The sequence below is a fragment of the Vibrio variabilis genome (genome assembly GCF_003263785.1).
GTDB lineage: Bacteria > Pseudomonadota > Gammaproteobacteria > Enterobacterales > Vibrionaceae > Vibrio > Vibrio variabilis.
In genome coordinates this window covers 1-21,520 of sequence record NZ_JYJK01000126.1, presented here as the reverse complement: position 1 = coordinate 21,520, position 21,520 = coordinate 1, and the positions used below count along the sequence as shown (strand labels likewise).

Genomic DNA, 21,520 nt, shown 5'->3' with positions numbered 1-21,520 from the left:
CTGGCTCTGGCTCTGGCTCTGGCTCTGGCTCTGGCTCAACAGGAACATCTTCAAGCACTTGCTCTTCGTCAAGCAATAACTCGTCTTGTTCTAAACCAAGCAGAGACGCAAAGTAGTCATCCAGCGCCTGTTCACTAGAAAGCGGCGCAGTATCAGCTTTCATCTTGCGCTAGCCTCTCCAAGTAAATCAGCAATTGTTTATAAGCAAAGACACCTCGACTTCCCGCGGCAAAGTGAGATGCAGGCAAATGCTTCAAGCTGGCATCGCGAAATTTAGTGTCGATCGGTACGGCCGAACTCCACACTTGCGATGGGTAATCTTGTTTAAGTTGCGTCAAGGTTTGCAGCGATGCTCGCGTACGTTTGTCGTACATAGTAGGTACTATGGTGACCTTAAACGGACGCTGACGCGACTTTTGCATAATCGCAAGTGTGCGCACCATACGCTCTAAGCCTTTCATTGCTAAGAATTCTGTTTGGACAGGAATCAAGATGCGATCACTTGCCGCCATCGCATTCACCATCATGACCCCAAGAATAGGCGGGCAATCAATCAACACGTAATCGTAATCATCACGAATCGTCATTAGAGCACGTTTGAGGATAAGTCCCATACCGCTACGATTACCCATCACTCGATCAAGTGTTGCCAGCGACATATGAGCTGGCAAAATGTCGATATTATCGATATTGGTATTGTGTATCAGCGGTTTTACTCGGCTATCGCTAAACTCTTTAAGCTGGAACAGATCAAACAGACTGTGTGAAAGATGATCGGAGTCCATGCCCAAGTAAGTAGTCAATGAAGCATGAGGATCGGTATCGATAAGCAAGACACGATTGCCTTTCTGGCTTAAAAGCCCCGCCAACGTAACAGTAGTGGTCGTTTTACCGACACCGCCTTTTTGGTTAGCAACACTCCATACGATCATGTTACGACCTCTTCAACTCAACCAAAATGCGTTCAGCAATACGATCAAGGGGCAGATCTTCTGTGGAGATCCCCGCCTTAGCAACCGCTTGAGGCATGCCGTAAACCACGCAAGAGTCTTCATCTTGAGCCCAAACCGTCGAACCTGCCGACTTCAGCATGCGAGCACCTTCGCGGCCATCAGCCCCATTCCGGTTAGTACCATCGACAATACTTTGTCTTGATAAATCTTAGCCGCAGAGCCAAAAGTCACATCAACACACGGTTTGTAGTTCATGCGTTCACCGCCATCAAGAATGCGGATTTTCGCACTTCCAGGGCGCCCTTCGATCATCATTTGCATACCACCAGGAGCAAGATAAGCCACGCCTGGTTGCAATACATCGCCATTAGCAGCCTCTTTCACCGTGATTTGGCAAAGCGAGTTAAGCCTAGCCGCAAAGGCTGCGGTAAAAGTGGCGGGCATGTGCTGAATCAGCAAAATCGGATGCGGGTAATTGCCTGGCAATTTAGTCAAGATTTTTTGCAGGGCAACAGGGCCGCCTGTCGACGTACCAATCGCCGTCAACTGATAGCTTTTGCCACTACTGCGAAAACGAGCAGCAGGTGCCGCCGCTTTAGACGCTGATACATCATCACTTGGGCGAGTGACAGCCGCTCTATGCGCAGCGCTTGACGTTGATACAGGTCGGCGTACTGCCGTGCGTCTTAGTAACGCGCGGCGGCTAGCAATTTGCTGCACGCGCTGTTGCAGCAAGCTCACTGCTTCATCTTTATTTCGTGCGATGTCTTCAAACTTCTTAGGCAAGAAGTCCAACGCCCCGGCTTCTAGCGCATCCAACGTGGCTTTAGCGCCTTCATGGGTCAATGAAGAAAACATCAAAATAGGGGTTGGTTGAGCGCTCATGATCTCACGGACGGCAGTAATACCATCCATCACGGGCATCTCAATGTCCATAGTGATCACGTCAGGCTTTAATGCCAGCGCTTTCTCTACCGCTTCTTTACCATTAATGGCCACGTCGATAACCTCCAGACGTGGCGCAGCATTGATAATGTCGCTGACTCGGCGACGGAAGAAACTAGAGTCATCTACAACTAATACTTTTAACGACATAGACTTCCTTATCAGATACGCGATGCTGCAGCGTACTGTTTAAGTAAGTCTGGCACGTCAAGAATCAGCGCAATATGGCCGTCACTGGTGATCGTTGCTCCTGCCATACCGGGCGTACCTTGTAGCAAGCTATCGAGTGGCTTGATCACCACTTCTTCTTGACCAATCAAGGTATCAACAACAAAGCCCACACGCTGACTACCGATTTGAACAATCACAACGTGTCCATGACCGGTACGCTGCTGAGCGCGACCTGCGTGGGGTGCTAACCAGTCTTGCAAATAGAATAGCGGGATAGACTTATCACGAACGATAATCGTCAGCTGACCATCAACCACGTTGGTACGGCTTAGATCTAAGTGGAAAATCTCATTCACACTTGCAAGTGGCAGTGCAAATGGGTTTTTACCAACACCCACCATCAAGGTCGGTAAGATCGCTAGAGTCAGCGGGACTTTAATGGTGATCTTAGTGCCTTTACCAAGCTCTGAATCGATATCGATTGAACCGTTCAAAGTGTTGATGGCGGTTTTCACCACATCCATACCAACACCACGGCCAGAGATATCAGAAATCTTCTCTTTACTTGAGAAGCCAGGCATAAAGATAAGGTTGAAGCACTCTTTGTCGGTCAAGCGAGACGCAGCGTCCTCGTCCATCATTCCGCGCTTAACCGCAATGGCGCGCAGTTTATCTGGATCCATACCGCCACCATCATCGATGATAGCAAGCTCAATATGATCGCCCTCTTGAGAGGCGGATAGGGTAATTTTACCCGTGCGAGACTTGCCGGCAGATTCACGAACGTCTGGCATTTCAATGCCGTGGTCGACCGAGTTACGCACCAAGTGGATCAATGGATCCGCTAGTGCTTCCACTAGGTTCTTATCCAGATCCGTGTCTTCGCCTTGCATCTCAAGTACGATGTCTTTGTTTAGGCTACGTGCTAAGTCGCGAACCACGCGAGGGAAACGGCCAAACACCTTTTTGATCGGTTGCATGCGGGTTTTCATTACCGCGCCTTGCAAATCTGCAGTAACAACATCAAGATTCGAGACCGCTTTCGACATCTCTTCATCATTGCTGTTAAGACCTAGACTCACCAAACGGTTACGAACCAATACCAATTCGCCTACCATGTTCATAATGGTATCTAGCGTTGACGTATCAACGCGTACGCTTGCTTCTGCTTGTGGTTTCTTAGGTGCAACGGCCGTCGCTTTTTTCTCAGCCGGTAGTGATTTTTCACTGTTACCAACGCTGACAGGTGCGGCAGTTGGTGCAGCAGCGACAGGCTCTTCAACAGGCGCCGCAGATTCAACTGGTTTTGACTCAACAGGTGCTTGGTTCATTGAAGCCGGCTTAGTCGCAACATCTAGCTCATCAGGAGAAGGACCTTTACCTACGCCGTGCAATTCATCCAATAACTTTTCGAACTCTTCGTCTGTCATCAAATCACCGCCGTCGTTCGCAGAGCTAGCTGCTGGTGCTGGCGCCGGTTTAGACGGTGCAACTGGTGCTGGCTGAGCACCCTCCGCTGCAGATGGACCTTTACCGACACCATGCAGCTCATCTAGAAGCTTTTCGAACTCGTCGTCGGTAATATCCGATGAAGGAAGATCGCTCGGCGCTGATGTTGGCGCTGGCGTTTCAACCACAGTCATGGTCGGTTTAGCGGTCGATTTCGTTGGACTGCCACCTTTACCGTGGAGCTCGTCCAACAAACGTTCAAATTCGTCTTGAGTAATATCATCAATCGAACCACTCGCAGAGATCTCCGCAGCAGGTGTTTCTGCCACGATTTCAGGAACGGTTTCAGGAACAACGTCGACAACTGGCGGCGGTGGAGGTGGGGCTGCAGCTTCTCCAGCAGACTCAGGGCTACTTAAACGATGAAGCTCTTCAAGTAGAGCAGGATCGGCAGGGTCAATCGGCTCCATGTTTTGAACTGATTGGAACTGAATGTTCACCGTATCCAGCGCTTTTAGCATGGTGTCCATTAAGCTAGCATTCACTGAACGCTGTCCGTTACGCAATATATCGAACACGTTTTCTGCGCCGTGGCAGGTATCGACCAGCTCGGTCAACGCCAAGAATCCGGCACCACCTTTCACGGTGTGAAAGCCTCTAAAAATCGCGTTAAGCAGATCTTTATCTTCTGGATTATTTTCTAGCTCAACAAGTTGCTCAGAAAGTAACTCTAGGATCTCCCCCGCTTCCACTAGGAAGTCCTGAAGGATCTCTTCATCTAATTCGTAGCTCATAGTCACCCCTAAAACCCAAGACTTGACAGTAAGTCATCAACTTCGTCTTGCGAAGCAACAGCATCGTCACGCTCATGAGGATTAATGATTGGTCCTTCAACGCCAGAGGTCGCTTGCTTTGGTTTTGTTGTTATTGGTTGTTGTTCGTCACTGAACACTTTCAAGATTTCTACCAAGCGCGTCTCCACTTCACTCACTAACGTGATGACGCGTCGGATGATCTGTCCAGTAAGGTCTTGAAAGTCCTGTGCCATAAGGATGTTGGTCAGTTGAGTACGCAGCTCGGTACTGTCCCCTTCCACCTGACTAAGTAAGTCATCAATGCGATGACACAGGTCTTTAAATTGCTGTAGCTCGAGCCTGCCATGCATCAGCTCGTTCCACTGAGGGCGTACTTGAGTTAAACACTCATGTAGACTGTCCGCCATTGGCAAACAGCGTTCCACCGCATCCATGGTTGTATTCGCTGAGACTTCGGTCTTATTGATGACGTATTCAAGGCGATCACGCGCTTCTGGGATTTCGTCTGTCGCGATCTCGTTAAGGCGAGTGTCGTAACTAAACTCCGTCAATGCATCGTGTAGGTCACGAGTTAACGCACCGACTTCTTGAAGCACTTTGCGCTCGCTGCCACCTTGAATCATCATGACCAGCTCGTCCGCTTCTTGTTGCTTGTCTTGTTCCAACAAATCAACAAGTTGCTTAGCTTGTTCCAATGAAATCATTCTGATATAGCCGTCTGCTATTTATGGCGTCTTATAAACGCTCAAAGATCTTATCGAGTTTTTCTTTTAGTGTTGCCGCGGTGAAAGGCTTAACGATATAGCCGTTTACACCTGCTTGCGCCGCTTCAATAATTTGCTCACGCTTAGCTTCCGCAGTGATCATAAGAACTGGCAAATGCTTTAGCTCATCGTCGGCACGAATATGGCGCAGCAGATCAATACCTTGCATGCCAGGCATGTTCCAGTCAGTCACCACAAAGTCGAAATCGCCTTTCTTGAGCATTGGCAAAGCCGTCAAACCATCGTCGGCTTCGAGCGTGTTGCTAAAACCCAAGTCGCGCAAAAGGTTTTTAACGATACGACGCATTGTTGAAAAATCGTCAACAATCAAGATTTTCATGTTTTTATTCAAAGTTGCCTCCACTGAAAGCAAAATCAGTGTTTATTAATTATTATCGGTCCAAGCACTTAGCTTGGTGCGAAGACGCTGCATGGATTGACTTAGTATTTGGCTAACGCGCGATTCGCTGACGCCCAATACCTCACCTATCTCCTTCAAATTTAACTCTTCGTCATAATACAGGGATAACGTCAACGCTTCACGCTCTGGGAGCGATTTTATTGATTCTATTAACGCTTCGCGAAATGCATCATCCGCGACACCCTGAAAAGGCGAGTTATCTTCTTCATCTGCAACAGATACAGAGTCTTCGGAAACGCCAAGATCTTCAATACCAACAAGTTTTGAGCAGTTAATGTCTGACAATGCCTTGTGATATTGTTCTAGGCTCATTCCTAAATGATTAGCGACTTCCATATCGGTCGGGTCACGGTTGAGCTCCACCTCCAATACCGAAATCGCCTGCGAAATATCACGACTGTGCTTGTGTACCGAACGTGGCACCCAGTCACCGCGACGAATATCGTCTAGCATCGCACCTCGAATGCGGATGCCAGCGTAGGTCTCAAAGCTTGCACCTTTGCTACCATCATAATTTTTTTGTGCTTCAATCAGGCCGATCATCCCAGCCTGAATCAAGTCTTCAACCAACACGTTAGGTGGTAAACGCCCAATTAAATGGTGAGCGATTCGTTTCACCAACACTGAGTATTTCTCCAAGAAAGCTTGCTGACCACTCAAATTGGCATGCTGGTCATAGGTCAAAGCTTTATTCACCAAACGGTTCCTCTAATACTTCCGGTCTGTTGAGTAGTCTCTCGACAAAAAACTCCAAGTGGCCACTTGGTACTTTCGGTATCGGCCAAGTGAGCGCTTTGTTGGCAAGCGAGCTCATCGCCAATGCCGCCGGTGAACGTGGAAATGCATCCACAACAATTTTTTGTCTCTTCACCGCTTGTCGCACTTTATCATCTAATGGAATACAGGCGACTAGCTCAAGGCTCACATTCAAGAATCGCTCTGTGACTAATGTCAATTTTGTGAACAATTCTCGGCCCTCGCGGTAGCTACGAACCATGTTCGCTACCACTTTGAAGCGTTGCACTTGGTGCTCGCGGCTCAGCAATTTAATCAATGCATAGGCATCAGTGATCGACGTTGGCTCATCACAAACCACCACGACAACATCTTGCGCGGCGCGTGAGAAACTGACCACCATGTCAGAAATACCTGCTGCGGTATCGACCAGCAACACGTCCATTTCTTCTTCCAAGCTACCAAATGCTCGAATAAGCCCATGTGCTGTGCATGACTCAATTCTGTCATGCTTTGGGTGCCTGAAGTCGCTGGAATGATCTTGATGCCGTGTGGACCCTCCACAATAGCGTCTTTTAAATCGCATTCGCCGGCCAGAACATGACCCAGGTTTTTCTTAGGTCGGATGCCCAGCATGACATCGACATTAGCCAGACCTAAGTCGGCATCAAGGACCATCACTTTCTTGCCTTGCGCGCCATGCAAATCGCCAAACCAAGCGTTACGTTGGATTTACCTACGCCGCCTTTGCCGCCGGTGACAGAGATAACTTTAGTTAAAGTTGGTTTAGTCAAACGTCTTAGGCCACTGGCCTGATCATGTATCATGTTATTTGTCATTTTCGCTTGCATCTAAACCCCCTCCATATCACTGTTCCAGAAGTGAGGTTCATTCTCTGTCGACTTCTCTAATAATTCGTTGGCTTTCGCGACCATGTATTTTGGCTGCGCGATCACGATGTCTTCCGGTACTCGCTGACCATTCGCAATGTAGGTCACCGGTAGTGCATTTTGGACAACGACACTAATAAACTCACCCAAACTCAACGACTCATCCAACTTGGTCATAATGCAACCAGATAGCGGAATGCGTCTGAAGTGATCCAGTGTCTCTTGCAGTACTTGTCGCTGCGCTGTAGCAGGCAACACAAGGTAGCTGTGAATCACTTCGCCACTCTCTTGCATCAGAGTGTCTAACTGTTCGGACAAACGCACATCGCGCTGGCCCATACCGGCAGTATCTATCAACACCAAACGTCGATTTCTCAACTGATAGAGTACATCGGCCAATTCTTCAGAATCTTTAGCGACTCTTACCGGGCAACCCATAATGCGGCCATAAATCGACAGCTGTTCATGAGCGCCGATACGATAAGTGTCAGTGGTCACCAAGGCGACATTGTCTGAGCCATACTCCATCGCCGCACGCGCAGCGAGTTTTGCCACAGTCGTGGTTTTACCTACACCTGTAGGGCCGAGTAAGGCAACGATGCCACCTTTGCGTAGAATATCTTGCTTACTAATAACAATTTGATCGGACACCAAAGACAGCAGTGCTTTCCACGCTTTTTGTGGCGGTGTGTCTTCTGGGATATAGCAAGCAAGCTGGTCAGAAAGCTCAGGAGAGATCCCCATACGCTCAAGGCGCTTAATCAACATGGCGCGAAGCGGTTCACGACGCTCCACTTCTTGCCACATTAATCCGGACACTTGGTGTTCGAGCAAACGACGGATCGAGGACATATCCTCTTTCATCGCTTCGAGCTCTTCGCCAAACTTACCATCGCGGCCACTATTTGGTCTGCGCGTCTCACGAGCATTATCTAAATAGCCGTCGTCAGAGCGGTAAGAGGGACGAGCACTTTCTTGGCGGTCTCGGAAAGCCGACTCAGTTCGGTTTTGCTGAGCATACTGCAAGCGGTCGCTGTTTTGATAGCCATCACTCACTGAACGAGAGTCGCCAGCAGACTTACTGCGCTCCGATTGACGTTCAAGTAGTGCTGAGAGTGAATCTGGTGGTGTATTCTTCGGCTTGCTTTGCTCGTTGTCGTTGCCGCGATAGCTTTTTAGCATATTAGCAAAACGATCGGTCATTGATGGTAGTGCGCTACCGGTCGGTGCGGTGCTGCTTTTCTGCAAGTTCACCACATCGTCTTTGAGGTCGCGACCATAGTTCGGCAAGGCCGAACGCGATGGCGCCGCTAGAGCATTGCTGCCCATTTGACGCTCTGGCTGCGCAGTATCGCCATCAATAGCAGCCACGATTTCTACGCCGCCCGCCACTTTTTTATTCGACATGATCACAGCATCGGCACCAAGTTCTTCTTTAACTTGGAGCAGAGCTTGCCTCATGTCTCTGGCGAAAAATCGTTTAATTTTCAAGTGTTACATCCATTCAATGTGCAATATCGTGTATCGTCGGTGTAAGACCGGCGACCAATGCTAAGGCTAATTACCTACGGCCTGCACGATTCTAATCTGTTTTTCATCGGGAATTTCTTGGTAAGACAAGACTCGTAAGTTCGGAATGGTATTTTTCACGAACTTAGCGAGCGTCGAACGCAATACACCCGATGTTAGCAGCACAGCTGCCTCTCCTTTTAGCTCTTGCTCTTGAGTCGCTTGTGTTAGCGAAGCTTGAAGTCTTTCGGCTAATCCAGGTTCAATGCCAGCGGATTCACCGCCAGACGCTTGCATAGTTTGATGCAAAATTTGTTCCAGTTCAGGTATCAGAGTAATCACCGGAAGCTCTGGCTCTATGCCGTTGATTTCCTGAACAATCAGGCGTTTCAGCGAGATACGAACCGCGGCCGTCAATACGTCAGGTTCTTGACTCTTTCCGGAGTATTCCGCCAAAGTTTGGACGATGGTGCGAATATCACGAATAGGAATCGCCTCATGCAGCAAGTTCTGCAGCACCTTGACCACGGTACCCAGCGGCAATTGCTCTGGGACAAAATCTTCCACCAGTTTCGGTGCGCTTCGGCCAAGCATTTCCAGAAGGTTCTGGACTTCTTCGTGACCCAATAGCTGCGCGGCATTGTTGGTCAAAAGCTGACTCAAATGAGTGGCAAGCACAGTAGATGAGTCTACCACGGTATATCCAAGCGCCTGCGCGTGTTCTCGCTGCGCTTCTTGGATCCACACCGCTTCTAGACCAAAGGCAGGGTCAATGGTCTGCTCACCATCAATCAGGCCGTAAACTTGGCCTGGGTTAATCGCAAGCTCTTGGTCAGGTCGAATTTCCGCTTCGCCCACCGCGACACCCATCAAGGTAATGCGGTAAGAGTTTGGCGTCAGCTCTAGGTTATCGCGTATATGAACTGCGGGAATAAGAAAGCCAAAGTCTTGAGAGAGTTTTTTACGCACGCCCTTGACGCGCTCAAGCAATTCACCGCCTTGATCTCTGTCGACCAATGGAATTAAGCGATAGCCCACTTCAAGGCCTATCACATCAACAGGTTGAACGTCATCCCAAGAGAGCTCTTTTGGCGGCGCAGCCGGGTCGCTGCTGTTCGCGCCCACCTCAGCCGGAAGGTTCTTCTCATCCGCTTTCGCTTGCTGTTTACGGTGCATCCAATACGCACCACCACCGGCAAGAAGTGCCAAGAGCAGAAACGCAAAGTGTGGCATACCCGGCACAATACCCATCACACCCAAAATACCGGCGGTGATAGTCAGTGCTTTCGGGTTATCAAAAAGCTGGAATACGACCTGCTGTCCCATGTCTTCGTCAGTATTTTGACGGGTCACCATGATAGCAGCGGCAATAGAAAGCAGTAGCGACGGGATTTGAGCAACCAGACCATCACCAATGGTGAGCAAGGTGTAGATTTGCAGTGCCTCGGTAAAGCCGAGCGAGTGCTGCATCATACCAATACTGAGACCACCAATGATGTTGAGAAATAGGATCAAGATACCAGCAATGGCATCGCCTTAACAAATTTGGACGCACCGTCCATCGAGCCGTAGAAGTCCGCTTCTTTGGTGACTTCGAAACGGCGCAGACGTGCTTGGTCTTGGTCAATGAGACCGGCGTTAAGGTCGGCATCGATCGCCATCTGCTTACCTGGTAAGGCATCAAGGGTAAAGCGAGCACTTACCTCTGAAATACGTCCCGCACCTTTGGTCACAACCATGAAGTTAATGATCATCAAAATCATAAACACCACCAGACCCACGGCGTAGTTACCACCGATAACTACGTTACCAAACGCTTCAATTACGTTACCGGCAGCGCTGCCCCTTCATGACCATAGAGTAATACCACACGGGTAGACGCAACGTTTAGCGCTAAGCGCAAGAGTGTCGCAATCAACAGCACGGTTGGGAAGGCGGCAAAATCAAGAGGACGACGGGTATAGACCGATACCAGCAAGACCACCATGGCCAATGCGATGTTAAAGGTGAAGAACAAGTCGAGCAGAATTGCCGGGATCGGCAATACAATCATCGCAAGCGCGGCAAGCACCATAACCGGTGCACCGATAGCAGGTAGCGCACGACGCGGAATGTTCGGCAACTTATCGGTAAAAGGTAACGTCAATTTCATTACGGATAGTTCACTGGAGGTCTCCACTTTCCTTGGAGACTCGGGTTGTTTCTTTTAATAGAGGCTAATTTGCAAGAATTACTTTGCAAGAATTACGCCATTAACGCACGCCATTTTTTTGACACTGACAGACTGCCATCAACCCAACAAGGCCGTGCTAGTAGCGCATATCCTTCGGGATGGTGATCTGCTCATTTTGCAGCTTAGGTCGCTGTCCACCCTTTTTACGATACTGCTTAAGCTGATACACATAAGCGAGAATTTGCGCCACCGCAGCAAACAGTCCATCAGGGATTTCTTGTTCCAACTCTGTGGTGTGATAGAGCGAACGAGCCAGTGGAGGCGAGGGAATAACATAAATATTGTGCTCTCTTGCCACTTCACGGATCTTCAGCGCCATGTGATCCACGCCTTTCGCGACCACTATTGGCGCTTTGTCTTGGCCTTGTTTATAGCGAAGCGCCACGGAGAAGTGCTCCGGGTTAGTCACAATCACATCGGCTTGCGGCACTTCGGCCATCATACGCCGTTGAGCGGCTTCCCGTTGTAACATACGAATGCGTCCTTTAACCTCGGGCTTACCTTCAGTGTCTTTGTATTCGTCTTTCACTTCTTGTTTGGTCATTTTCAGTTGGTTGGCGTGCTGCCAGATCTGAAATGGGATATCTATCGCGACCACAATCAGTAATGTGGTACTTATCAGCAAAATAAAGTTAAGCAAGATATCCAGCGCGTGGAAGATGTTCTGAGGGTAGACTTCCATACTGAGCTGGAATAAGTCCGCTCGCGAGGCGTTAACCAAATAAAACGCCATCCCGGCAACAAGCGCGACTTTTAGAATCGACTTGATAAGCTCTACCCAGCTTTGCATCCCAAGCATTCGCTTCACGCCGCTTAGTGGGTTCATTTTCGACAGCTTTGGCATCGCGGCTTCAGCAGAAAAGCTGATGCCCCTACCCCGGCGGCGCCAATAAGCGCTGCCACGAACAACACAACCAAGATAAGTGTCAACGGTAATAGCAAACTCGACAGTGCACCGAGCACGACATCAAAGAGTTTGGTGGGATCGTAGATTTCTTCTCGGGTTAAGGTAAATAACCTCGCCATTGAACTAAACAAGGCGCGCGCCAACCCCTCACCAAACATCATCAGTGATAGTGCACCGACAATCAGTACGGAGACGGATGCCAGTTCTTTGGAGCGCGCCACCTGCCCCTTTTCGCGCGCTTGTTTAAGCCGCTGGGGGTGGCGTCTTCGGTACGTTCTTGGCCGTCGGACTCTGCCATGATTAGCCCTCCCCTAGCACGCGAGATCGATCAAGCGACACACCTGACCTTCTACTTGTAACCAATAGAGCTGATAGTGACTATACAGCCCCGCCAAAATATACCAGCAGATCATCAAACCAATGAGCAATGCGAATGCAAAACCGAGCGAGAAGATGTTCAGTTGGGGCGCTGCACGAGTCATCACGCCAAAAGACAAGTTGACTGTTAAAAGCGCGATAATACCCGCCAGTGCCATACTCAATGCTGTCTGAAACATGATACCTAGCCACCCTGCCATTTCGCGAAAATCGGCACTGGAAAGATGTCCTGAGCCCACTGGCAAGGTTTTGAAGCTCATCACCACCAATTGAATCATCTTGAGGTGACCATCGGTCGCCAAGAAAAACATGGTGGTGAGAAACAGAAACAGCTGACCTAACACAGGGGTATTTTGACCGTTCGCTGGGTCAACCATAGAAGCAAAACCCAGGCTCGATTGCATACCTAATATCTGGCCGAGCATAACAAAGGTCTGCACCATAAATACCGTCACCATGCCCATCGCGGTACCGATAAGTATTTGCTCTGCGACCGTTAAAAAGCCTTGAAACGACAGCAGCTCAATGGTTTGAGGAATCGCTGGTATCGAGGGAGACACCGCCAGAGTGAGCGCCAAACCCAAGAACAATCGAATGCGAGGTGAGACAAAGTTAGCCCCAGTCACGGACATCACCATCAACATGGCGGAAATACGCACATAAGGCCAAAAGAAGTTGGCTAGCCAATCAAGGACGTCACTCGCGGGGTATTCCATGCGGGTTTACCAAAGAACCAATGGAAGACGCTCGATGATTTCATAGAAAAACTCCATCATCATCTGTGTGCCCCAGTGGGCAAATGCCATCAGTGCCAAAATGGTGACAATCAATCTTGGCAAAAAGCTCAACGTCTGTTCGTTAATCGATGTCGCAGCTTGAAAGATCGCCACGATAAGGCCTACTAGAAGACTGGGTACTACTATGGCACAAACTAGTAGGAGTACCATCCATAGGGCATCTCTAAACAGTTCGACAAACATCTCAGGAGTCATAATGCTACTCCAGCTACAAGGCGAAACTGCCGGCCAAGGTGGAAAGAATGAGGTTCCACCCATCCACCAGCACGAACAACATCAGTTTAAACGGCAAAGATACAATCATTGGCGAGAGCATCATCATACCCATCGCCATCAAAATGGACGCCACGACCAAGTCGATGATCAAAAACGGTAAGAACAGCATAAAGCCAATTTGGAACGCCGTTTTCAGCTCCGAAGTGATAAAGGCCGGAATAAGCACCGCCATAGAGACGTCTTCTGGATTTTGCGCGGTTGAACCTGACATCTCCACAAAGGTCTCCAAATCTTTAACGCGGGTTTGCTTTAACATGAATTCTTTGATGGGCGCTTGTGCTTGTTCAAAAGCTTGCTTGGCACTGATCTGCTCATTGAGGTACGGCTGAACAGCTTGCTCATTCACCTGATTGAGCACCGGTGACATAATAAAAAAGGTCAAGAATATGGCGATACCAATGATCACCTGATTGGACGGCGTTTGCTGCAAACCCATTGCTTGGCGCAAGATAGACATCACCACAACAATGCGGGTGAAGGACGTCATCAAAATCACCATAGCAGGCAAGAAACCCAGCATGGTCATCAATGCCAATATTTGCAGGTTGACCGAATAGTCTTCACTGCCGTCTGGGTTAGTCGTCATGGTAAACGCCGGAATGCCCGGTCCTGTGCCAAAGGCACTGGATGTGGTAGCCCCGCTGCGCCTCGGTCATTGCGCATTTCGCTTACCGTCACGCTGCTACTAGGAGCAGCAGAGCTTGAGATAGGCGTTGCTAACTCTTCTTCAGCCGCACTCGCACCGACAGAAAACAGTGGCGCTGCAATCAGCAACAAGCAAACAAAAACAAGTCGAATAGAGTTAGTCATTGTGGGTCTGCTTTTTCATGATTTTCGACAGCTGACTAGCAAATGCAGGTTGAGAGACTTCACTCTCTTCGAGCGGCTTCTCAAGCTTTGAAATAAGCTGAATCGATTGTGAGGTAATGCCCACCAAAAACTGCTCTTCACCCGCTTCTACGATCGCGATTCGCTCTTTGGTACCGACAGGGATTTGACGGACAATCTTAAGCCCTTGCTGATTGACCATCGAGGGCACTTTCATGCGCTTTAACACCCACGCCAAACCCAAGATAACAGCAATCACTAAGACGAGTGAGCCAAGCGTTGCAGCAAAATCAAAAGGCGAGCCGCCGTTAGCTGATACCTCTGCCGCGGCATTGGCGACTCCAGAAGTCATCAACAGCGCCGCCCCAATCGTGGACAACCAATATCGATTCAGTGTCATCAGTCTCATTCCATTCACTAACTTTGATTAACGCAGCTTCTTAATGCGCTCAGTTTGACTGATCACGTCCGTTAAACGAATACCAAACTTATCGTTCACCACGACCACTTCACCGTGGGCAATCAAGGTGCCGTTGACCATCACATCGAGCGACTCACCGGCAATACGGTCAAGTTCCACCACCGACCCTTGGTTCAGTTGTAGCAAGTTACGAATACTGATTTGCGAGCGTCCTACTTCCATCGAAATAGTGACTGGAATGTCCATAATGGTGTCGAGCTTACGACGTTCATCATCAGTAATTGGGGCTGGTGAATCTTCGAGTTCATCCAACGGTGCCGCCAGCACTTCATCCACATCTACATCAGGCGCCATTGGATCTTCGCCCAGTGCCGCTGCCCACTCGTCCGCTAATTTTTGGTCATCACTGATTGTCATTGGTTATCTCTACTTCTGTTATTCTGTTGCACCGCGCACCTGCGCAGTTTGATTATTCTTGGTCTAAATCTTCGACGTGCTCAAGCTCAGCCATGATGTCTTTGCCAAGGAAAGCCAAGTCGGTTTTCACCACATCCGGGCGGCGAATCTTCTCTGACACTTGCACCGCGACTTTCTCGCCAGAGCGTCCCATTTTCACTCGGAAGGTTGGCAAGTCTTCGACAAACATAGTGGCGTTTTCAGGCATTTCGATTGGGATAATATCGCCTGCTTGCAGCTCCATGAGATCGCGCAACGACACATCTTTCTCTAACAAGTTGACACGAAAGTTGACGGGAACATCCATGATTTCTTCACGTAGCGCGCTGCTCCAACGTACGTCGGTTTCCATTTTGTCGGACTGGACACCCGCATCGAGCAGTTCACGAATGGGCTCTACCATGGAATAAGGCATCACAACGTGGAAGTCACCGCCACCACCGTCGACTTCAATGTGGAAAGAACTCACCACAATGACCTCGGTGGGACTGACGATGTTCGCCATACTCGGGTTCACTTCTGAGTCTAAGTACTCGAACTCAACGCCCATTACCGGCGACCATGCTTCTTTGTAGTCTTCAAACACAGTTTTCATTAACAGCTGAATGATACGGCGCTCGGTTGGCGTAAACTCTCGGCCTTCTATCTTGGCGTGGAAGCGGCCGTCTCCACCGAAAAAGTTCTCAACTAAGATGAACACCAAGCGCGCTTCCATGGTGATCAGTGCCGTACCTTTTAGTGGACGGAATCTCACCATGTTCAAGCTGGTCGGAACGTACAGAGTGTTTTGGTATTCACCAAATTTCATCATCTGCACACCGTTGATCGACACTTCGGCTGTTTTACGCAGCATGTTAAACAAACTGATGCGCATGTGGCGCGCGAAACGCTCGTTGATCAGCTCAAGCGTTGGCATACGACCGCGAACAATGCGGTCTTGGGATGAAAAGTCGAAATGGACGACATCCGCCGGATCTTGATCCAGCTCGTCCTCTACCTCATCAACGTCATCCACACCGTGCAGTAGCGCATCAATCTCATCTTGGCTTAATAAATCGGTCACAATGCACCTATTGGATTACAAAATCGGTAAATAACACACGCTCAACCACTGGCGAACCCACTACTTGGCTAAGGCTCGCTTGAACATCACTGGTCGCTTGGTCACGAAGCTCGACACGACCTGTCGTGCTACGCAACTGTTCAACCGTTGCAGAGGCGAACGTCGACAACAAGGTGCTTTCAATTAATGGTGAATGGTAGCGGGCTTGGCTCTCGTTATCTAAGCCACGCACCATAAGCTGAACTTTTATTTGCACCATACGATCGCGCTGCTTGCCGGACGCGTTAAACACAAATGGCTGAGCGAGATTCACGTAAGAGATCGGGTCAACAGGCGCTGCCGCGCCTCCAGAGGCACTTTGTGTGGAGGTTGATGCGCTCTCTGTATCATCGGAGCTTAAAAACCAGTAGGCGCCACCACCGACACCAAGTAATACCACGACAGCGGCAACAATAATGATCAGCATCTTTTTGCTGTTAGTTTTTGCGGGTTGTAAACTTTCTTCAGCCATAATTCTTCAACTACTGCGTTATTTTGTTTTAGACATAATCTTTATACATCGTAAATTTTTTACTTATGCATAGTAACTTATGCCATCTTTATTCTGTTTTACTGCAACTTCAACGCTCGTACCATTTTCAAAACTATCAACGTCGCTGCCACCATTTGATGTGCCATTACCTGAACCGCTGCTACCTGAACCATGTGACGCATGGCGCTGCTGCTGACCTTGCTGCTGTACGGATGTGTCCGCCAACTGAATACCTTGCTGTGACAACATCTCACGTAGTCTCGGCATCGCTTGGTCTACCATGTCGCGAGTCTGCTGGTTTTGAACGGTAAAGTGCACCGTTGCCGAATCGTTGTTAAGGCTCATGCGAATTTGCATACGGCCTAACTCTGGCGGATCAAGACGGATATCGACGTGCTTTAAGTTCTTCGACATCATCATTTGCACACGCTCAGCTACCTGATCGCTGGCGTTTTCTTTCGTCATTACCATTGGTGATTGTACCGCAGAGGCCGCGGGCGTCTGCTGCTCTGCACGCAATTGCTGGGTCGCCGTTAATGCGCCAGTCGCTTGTAACGCAGTGTCATTACCCAAGCCTGCCGGGATTTGAGCTTTATTAGCGCCTTTAATTCCATTGATATTCGCGCCAGCCACGTGCGTACCCATCGGTGAACCTGCTTTGGTGGCATCGGTACCACCAAGCTCTTTTCCACCTGCCATCATCGCTGCGGCAGCGGCCATTTCACCAGCGGGTTGGCTGGCGGCTTGAGCACCTTGAACCGGTACTTGGGCTGAACTGGCTTGTGCACTCGCTTGCGCTTGAGTTTGAAGAGCAGCACCAGTCAAAGATACGCCCGCAGGGGACGTTGCAGAAGGCGGCATTTTATCCGCTGCAATAGCGGCACCTGCAAGTGCTGCTTTCGCTTCTGATTTGGCGGCAAGTTCCGCGTCGGATTGACTCCAAGCAATGTTTGCTTGCGGCTTACCCTCGCCTTCGGCTGCAAGCGCAGTCTTAGCCTCAGAGGCTTGCGTCAATTTACCGTCAGAAGCGTGTGCACCCGCCGCAGAGGCCGCGAATACTGTATTTGAACCTTGAGCCTGTTTACCTGCTAGCTCTGGCTTAGCATCCATTGGCGAAGATGCAATTTGTTCAGAGTTTTGCAAAGAAGACTGTGCTTGCTCAGCGGCGACAACGCCCACTGCTGCACCTGCTACCTTCTCTGCTTCAGCATCAACGGGCTTTTTAAGGGCTTTATTGGATTCGTCAAGACGCGAGAGCAGCTCTGCATTTTCAGACATGGCTTGCTCAGCGTCGGCGCCAACCTTTGCTGCATTAATACCGGACTTGTCTGTAGAAGGCTTATTTTCAAAAGTCTTGCTTTCAGTAGACTGGGCTGCGGCTAAATCCGCAAACTCCTCAGTGTTAACTTGAGTAGCACCAGCCAGCGCTGCCTCCTCTGTCATTTTTTTGACAGATGCTTCTGACTCTTCACTCTGCGCGGCAGTCTCAACCTTATCCGTCTTTGCCGCTTTTACATCAGACACTTCTTCATCAGAGGCATCTTCTTTACTGGATTTCGCCTGCGTTGCCGCATCTTCCAGCATGGCATCAGTAGACTGAGAGCGGGTATTTGATTTGGCGACACTGCCCTCAACCTTTTGATCACCTTCAGACTTTTCTGGAGATAGCGCGTCTTTGAACTTATCCCAAAATCCCGGGCTTTCGGCCGCATCACTCTCAGAGACTGAAGCTTTTCCTTCACTCTTTGGTAGCACGCTACTCGATACGCTGTTATTTGAAATCGACAGACTCATTCCATTTACGCCCGTTATTTAAAAAAGATTACTGACTCGGCGAACACTTGCCGCCCATATTCACTAGGCAGGTCGATGCAATTTTTATACCGAGTATCATGCTAAGTGAATCAGAAAGTGGAGGTCAGAAAATCGAGAAGGGGAATTAACGTGCTTGGCGACGACGGGCGAACAACAGGTTCGAGAATTCATCCATTTGCTTTTGATCGCGCTTAGCTTCGAGCTGGGCTTTTTCTTTGGCTTTTTTCTCAATCAACCACTCGTAAGACTGGCGCTGCTTACGAGTGTTGTGCCAATACTCTTCACAGTCATCCACTTGCTGCTTAAAGTGCCCCTCGGCTGACTTTTGCTTAGTGAGCGTTTCATCTAACTGAGTAAGAAAGCGATTAAGGTGACCATATTGGCTGGCCGTCAATCCCTCTTGTCCACGAGCAACCAGCTGATTGCAATAATCGAGTCGATACTGCTCGATTTGCTGGACTTGCTGATAATAACCCTCAAGCTCGGTACGGGCTTTGTTTAGTGCTAGCACCGCTTGTTGTTCGTTATCTTTGGCTTGCTCAAGCAAGAACTCTAGGGCGTTTTCCATACAATGACTACTCTACAGAAAGAAGCTGTTTCAACATGCCAAGGCACATGTCGTAAGGCACGCTTTCTCGCATACTTTGCTGCAAGTATTGATCGAGTTTTGGCTTCAAGGTGAACGCACTATCGATGGCTGGATCGGTTCCCGGCTTATAGGCACCAATCGATACTAAATCTTTATTTTTTCGGCAAACGGATAGAATCTGTCGCACAGCTTTCGACATCAAGACATGCTGATCATCAGTAATTTGTGGCATGACACGACTCACCGATTTTTCGACATCAATGGCTGGATAGTGACCCGCATCCGCCATTTCACGTGATAGCACAATATGGCCGTCTAGAATGGCTCGCGAGGCATCGGCAATCGGATCTTGTAGATCATCCCCTTCCGTCAGTACCGTGAAAAATGCCGTAATCGAGCCCTGATTAACGTCACCATTACCGGCGCGCTCTACCAAGGCGGGCAGTTTAGCGAACACCGATGGTGGATAACCTTTGGTCGCTGGCGGCTCACCAACAGAGAGAGCAATTTCACGCTGTGCTTGAGCAAAACGAGTGAGAGAATCCATGAGCAGCAACACATCCAGCCCTTGGTCACGGAAATACTCGGCTATGGTCAAAGCCGTTTGACAGCCTTTCAGGCGCATCAGCGGTGAAGCATCAGCAGGCGCGGCAACCACGACTGAGCGCTGGCGTCCCTCGGTACCCAAAATCTCTTCTATGAATTCTTTTACTTCGCGGCCACGCTCACCAATAAGACCTACCACAACCACCTGCGCAGTTGTGCCGCGAGTCATCATGCCAAGCGTCACCGACTTACCGACACCAGAGCCGGCAAATAGACCAATACGCTGACCTTTGCCTACCGTTAACAGGCCATTGATGGCTTTAAGGCCAACATCCAAAGGCTCTGTGATAGGCTTTCGTGCTAGTGGGTTGATGGGTTCAGCATTAAACGAGGCGCGCTTTTCGGTGTAGATGTCGCCAAGGCCGTCAAGTGGATTACCCACGCCATCAATGACACGGCCAAGGAGCTCCATTCCAACAGGCAAACCCGTTTCCGACGCCATTGGGGTGACTTTTGCGCCTGGCAATACGCCCGTGATTTGCTCACTTGGCATGAGATAGAGGTGTTCGCCAGAAAAGCCAACCACTTCGGCGTCCATATCGCCATGCATGGTTTCTACTTTACACAGGCTGCCGATAGGCGCTTTACAACCGATCGCTTCGAGCGTTAAGCCTACGACACGAACCAGCTTGCCTGACGCCGTTGCCCTAGATTTATGGCCTTCGACCTTATAGTTGGCCAGTCGCTGTGCCAACGGCTGCATTACTCGCCCCCTTGGTGACGATTCGCACCGCAAAAGCTTTGCAGCACGTTTTTAACGCGTTCTTCCAGTTTATAACTCACGCTGGAGTCGCCCGCTTCAATATAGACATCACCGCGATTAAGCGATGGCTCAACGACCAATGTCCAATTGCGAATGTTGAGCTCATCATCACCATAAGCAGCGCGCACGATATCAACATCGATTGGATTGAGTTTTAAGGTGATCGCATGCCCTAAGATAGGCAGGGCTTCCACAGACTGCTTAATGGTATCAAGGATGATCTGTGGATTGGTTTGAACTTCGACATGCACCACTTCTTTGGTCAGTGCGAGTACCATGTCCACCAGTTGCTTTTCAACTTGGTTGTTCATCAGTTCAAGCGGGTTGGCAAACTGATTCGCAAGCTCCATAAAGGTGTCGACTTGCTGTTTGATGTACTCTTCACCGGCCGCCACGCCTTCCGCTTTACCCAGCTCTAAACCTTCGCTATGACCTGCGGCGAGGCCTTCCTCTTTGCCTTTGTCATAACCTTGCTTAAAGCCAGCTTCTTGGCCTTGGAATAAACCTTCTTGGTAGGCGCCTTGTTTGATTTGTTCGATTTGCTCTTCAGTGAGCATTAAAGGCTCTTCTTCCACAGCCGGCTCTTCACGAGGCGTCCAGCTCGGATCGTAATTTAGCGCCGTTTCTCTGGCTTCTTGAGTGACTTGAGAGGTGTAATCAGGCAAGCCCCACGAGTGAGCTTGCTCTACAGTGTTATCTTCAGATGGGCGTAAAAAGCCGCGTTTTCGATCACCAGACATCGGCAAACCTTCCTTTAACTGGGATTACAAGAACTCGTCTGCGCCACCGGACAGCATCAGCTCTCCGTTGTCTGCCATGCGCCTTGCAATAGTCAGCACTTCTTTTTGCGCCGCTTCCACATCCGCAACACGCACTGGCGGCATCGCTTCAATGTCTTCGCGCATCATATCAGCAGCACGTTTCGACATGTTGTTGAAGATCTTCTCTTTCAGACCTTCATCTGCACCTTTCAGTGCACGCTGCAACACGTCTTGTGGTACATCTCTAAGCAGCTTCTGAATGCCTTGGTCGTCGACTTCGATAAGGTTTTCGAATACAAACATGAGATCTTGAATCTGTGTTGCCATGTCTTCGTCTTGGTCGCGAATTTGATCCATGAGGATACCTTCGACGTTGTTGTCGAGGTAGTTCATGATCTCCGCCGCTGCCTTCAGGCCGCCAATCTTGGCAGCTTGAGCACCGG

At 49.5% G+C, this 21,520-nt stretch carries 17 protein-coding genes and 5 pseudogenes; all 22 read right to left on the bottom strand.

Features of this window, described 5'->3' with window-relative positions:
* Positions 1-152: 152 nt before the first annotated feature.
* Positions 153-932 (bottom strand): ParA family protein, encoded by a 780-nt coding sequence (locus tag TZ48_RS20820; RefSeq protein WP_112480512.1) that lies wholly within the window; start codon positions 930-932, stop codon positions 153-155.
* Between the two features lies 1 nt (position 933).
* Positions 934-2,048: pseudogene (locus tag TZ48_RS20815) on the bottom strand (protein-glutamate methylesterase/protein-glutamine glutaminase).
* Between the two features lie 11 nt (positions 2,049-2,059).
* Positions 2,060-4,312, bottom strand: coding sequence for a chemotaxis protein CheA (locus tag TZ48_RS20810; protein ID WP_112480511.1), 2,253 nt, complete (start codon positions 4,310-4,312; stop codon positions 2,060-2,062).
* Between the two features lie 8 nt (positions 4,313-4,320).
* Positions 4,321-5,037: a protein phosphatase CheZ gene (locus TZ48_RS20805; protein WP_112461815.1), complete on the bottom strand. Its 717-nt coding sequence runs from the start codon at positions 5,035-5,037 to the stop codon at positions 4,321-4,323.
* Between the two features lie 31 nt (positions 5,038-5,068).
* A complete protein-coding gene (gene cheY, locus TZ48_RS20800) occupies positions 5,069-5,437 on the bottom strand; it encodes a chemotaxis response regulator CheY (RefSeq protein WP_096995504.1) in 369 nt (122 codons plus the stop codon).
* Between the two features lie 45 nt (positions 5,438-5,482).
* On the bottom strand, positions 5,483-6,214 hold the full coding sequence (locus tag TZ48_RS20795; RefSeq protein ID WP_112480510.1) for an RNA polymerase sigma factor FliA: 732 nt from the start codon (positions 6,212-6,214) through the stop codon (positions 5,483-5,485).
* A pseudogene (locus TZ48_RS20790) lies at positions 6,207-7,092 on the bottom strand (MinD/ParA family protein). Before TZ48_RS20790 ends, TZ48_RS20795 begins: the two are co-directional and overlap by 8 nt.
* A gap of 12 nt (positions 7,093-7,104) precedes the next feature.
* Positions 7,105-8,634: a flagellar biosynthesis GTPase FlhF gene (gene flhF / locus TZ48_RS20785; protein ID WP_112480509.1), complete on the bottom strand. Its 1,530-nt coding sequence runs from the start codon at positions 8,632-8,634 to the stop codon at positions 7,105-7,107.
* A gap of 66 nt (positions 8,635-8,700) precedes the next feature.
* A pseudogene (flhA, locus tag TZ48_RS20780) lies at positions 8,701-10,804 on the bottom strand (flagellar biosynthesis protein FlhA).
* A 157-nt stretch (positions 10,805-10,961) separates the two neighbouring features.
* Positions 10,962-12,090, bottom strand: a pseudogene (gene flhB, locus TZ48_RS20775) (flagellar biosynthesis protein FlhB).
* A 13-nt stretch (positions 12,091-12,103) separates the two neighbouring features.
* A complete protein-coding gene (fliR, locus tag TZ48_RS20770; protein WP_112480508.1) occupies positions 12,104-12,886 on the bottom strand; it encodes a flagellar biosynthetic protein FliR in 783 nt (260 codons plus the stop codon).
* Positions 12,887-12,892: 6 nt separating this feature from the next.
* A complete protein-coding gene (fliQ, locus tag TZ48_RS20765) occupies positions 12,893-13,162 on the bottom strand; it encodes a flagellar biosynthesis protein FliQ (protein ID WP_112480507.1) in 270 nt (89 codons plus the stop codon).
* Between the two features lie 13 nt (positions 13,163-13,175).
* Positions 13,176-14,053: pseudogene (gene fliP / locus TZ48_RS20760) on the bottom strand (flagellar type III secretion system pore protein FliP).
* Entirely contained in the window at positions 14,046-14,471 is a 426-nt protein-coding gene (gene fliO, locus TZ48_RS20755) for a flagellar biosynthetic protein FliO (RefSeq protein ID WP_239671016.1), read from the bottom strand. Before fliO ends, fliP begins: the two are co-directional and overlap by 8 nt.
* A gap of 27 nt (positions 14,472-14,498) precedes the next feature.
* Positions 14,499-14,909: a flagellar motor switch protein FliN gene (fliN, locus tag TZ48_RS20750; protein ID WP_042497033.1), complete on the bottom strand. Its 411-nt coding sequence runs from the start codon at positions 14,907-14,909 to the stop codon at positions 14,499-14,501.
* Between the two features lie 52 nt (positions 14,910-14,961).
* Complete coding sequence (gene fliM / locus TZ48_RS20745) at positions 14,962-16,011, bottom strand: flagellar motor switch protein FliM (protein WP_112461812.1); 1,050 nt, start codon at positions 16,009-16,011, stop codon at positions 14,962-14,964.
* A 7-nt stretch (positions 16,012-16,018) separates the two neighbouring features.
* Entirely contained in the window at positions 16,019-16,522 is a 504-nt protein-coding gene (fliL, locus tag TZ48_RS20740; RefSeq protein ID WP_112480505.1) for a flagellar basal body-associated protein FliL, read from the bottom strand.
* Positions 16,523-16,585: 63 nt separating this feature from the next.
* Complete coding sequence (locus tag TZ48_RS20735; protein ID WP_112480504.1) at positions 16,586-18,337, bottom strand: flagellar hook-length control protein FliK; 1,752 nt, start codon at positions 18,335-18,337, stop codon at positions 16,586-16,588.
* Between the two features lie 145 nt (positions 18,338-18,482).
* Positions 18,483-18,926, bottom strand: coding sequence for a flagellar export protein FliJ (fliJ, locus tag TZ48_RS20730; protein ID WP_112480503.1), 444 nt, complete (start codon positions 18,924-18,926; stop codon positions 18,483-18,485).
* 7 nt (positions 18,927-18,933) lie between these two features.
* Positions 18,934-20,256: a flagellar protein export ATPase FliI gene (gene fliI, locus TZ48_RS20725; protein ID WP_112480502.1), complete on the bottom strand. Its 1,323-nt coding sequence runs from the start codon at positions 20,254-20,256 to the stop codon at positions 18,934-18,936.
* Positions 20,256-21,056: a flagellar assembly protein FliH gene (gene fliH, locus TZ48_RS20720; protein WP_112480501.1), complete on the bottom strand. Its 801-nt coding sequence runs from the start codon at positions 21,054-21,056 to the stop codon at positions 20,256-20,258. The genes fliI and fliH overlap by 1 nt, the downstream gene beginning before the upstream one ends.
* Before the next feature lie 24 nt (positions 21,057-21,080).
* A partial coding sequence (locus TZ48_RS20715; protein WP_275426470.1) for a FliG C-terminal domain-containing protein occupies positions 21,081-21,520 on the bottom strand: 440 nt, incomplete at its 5' end.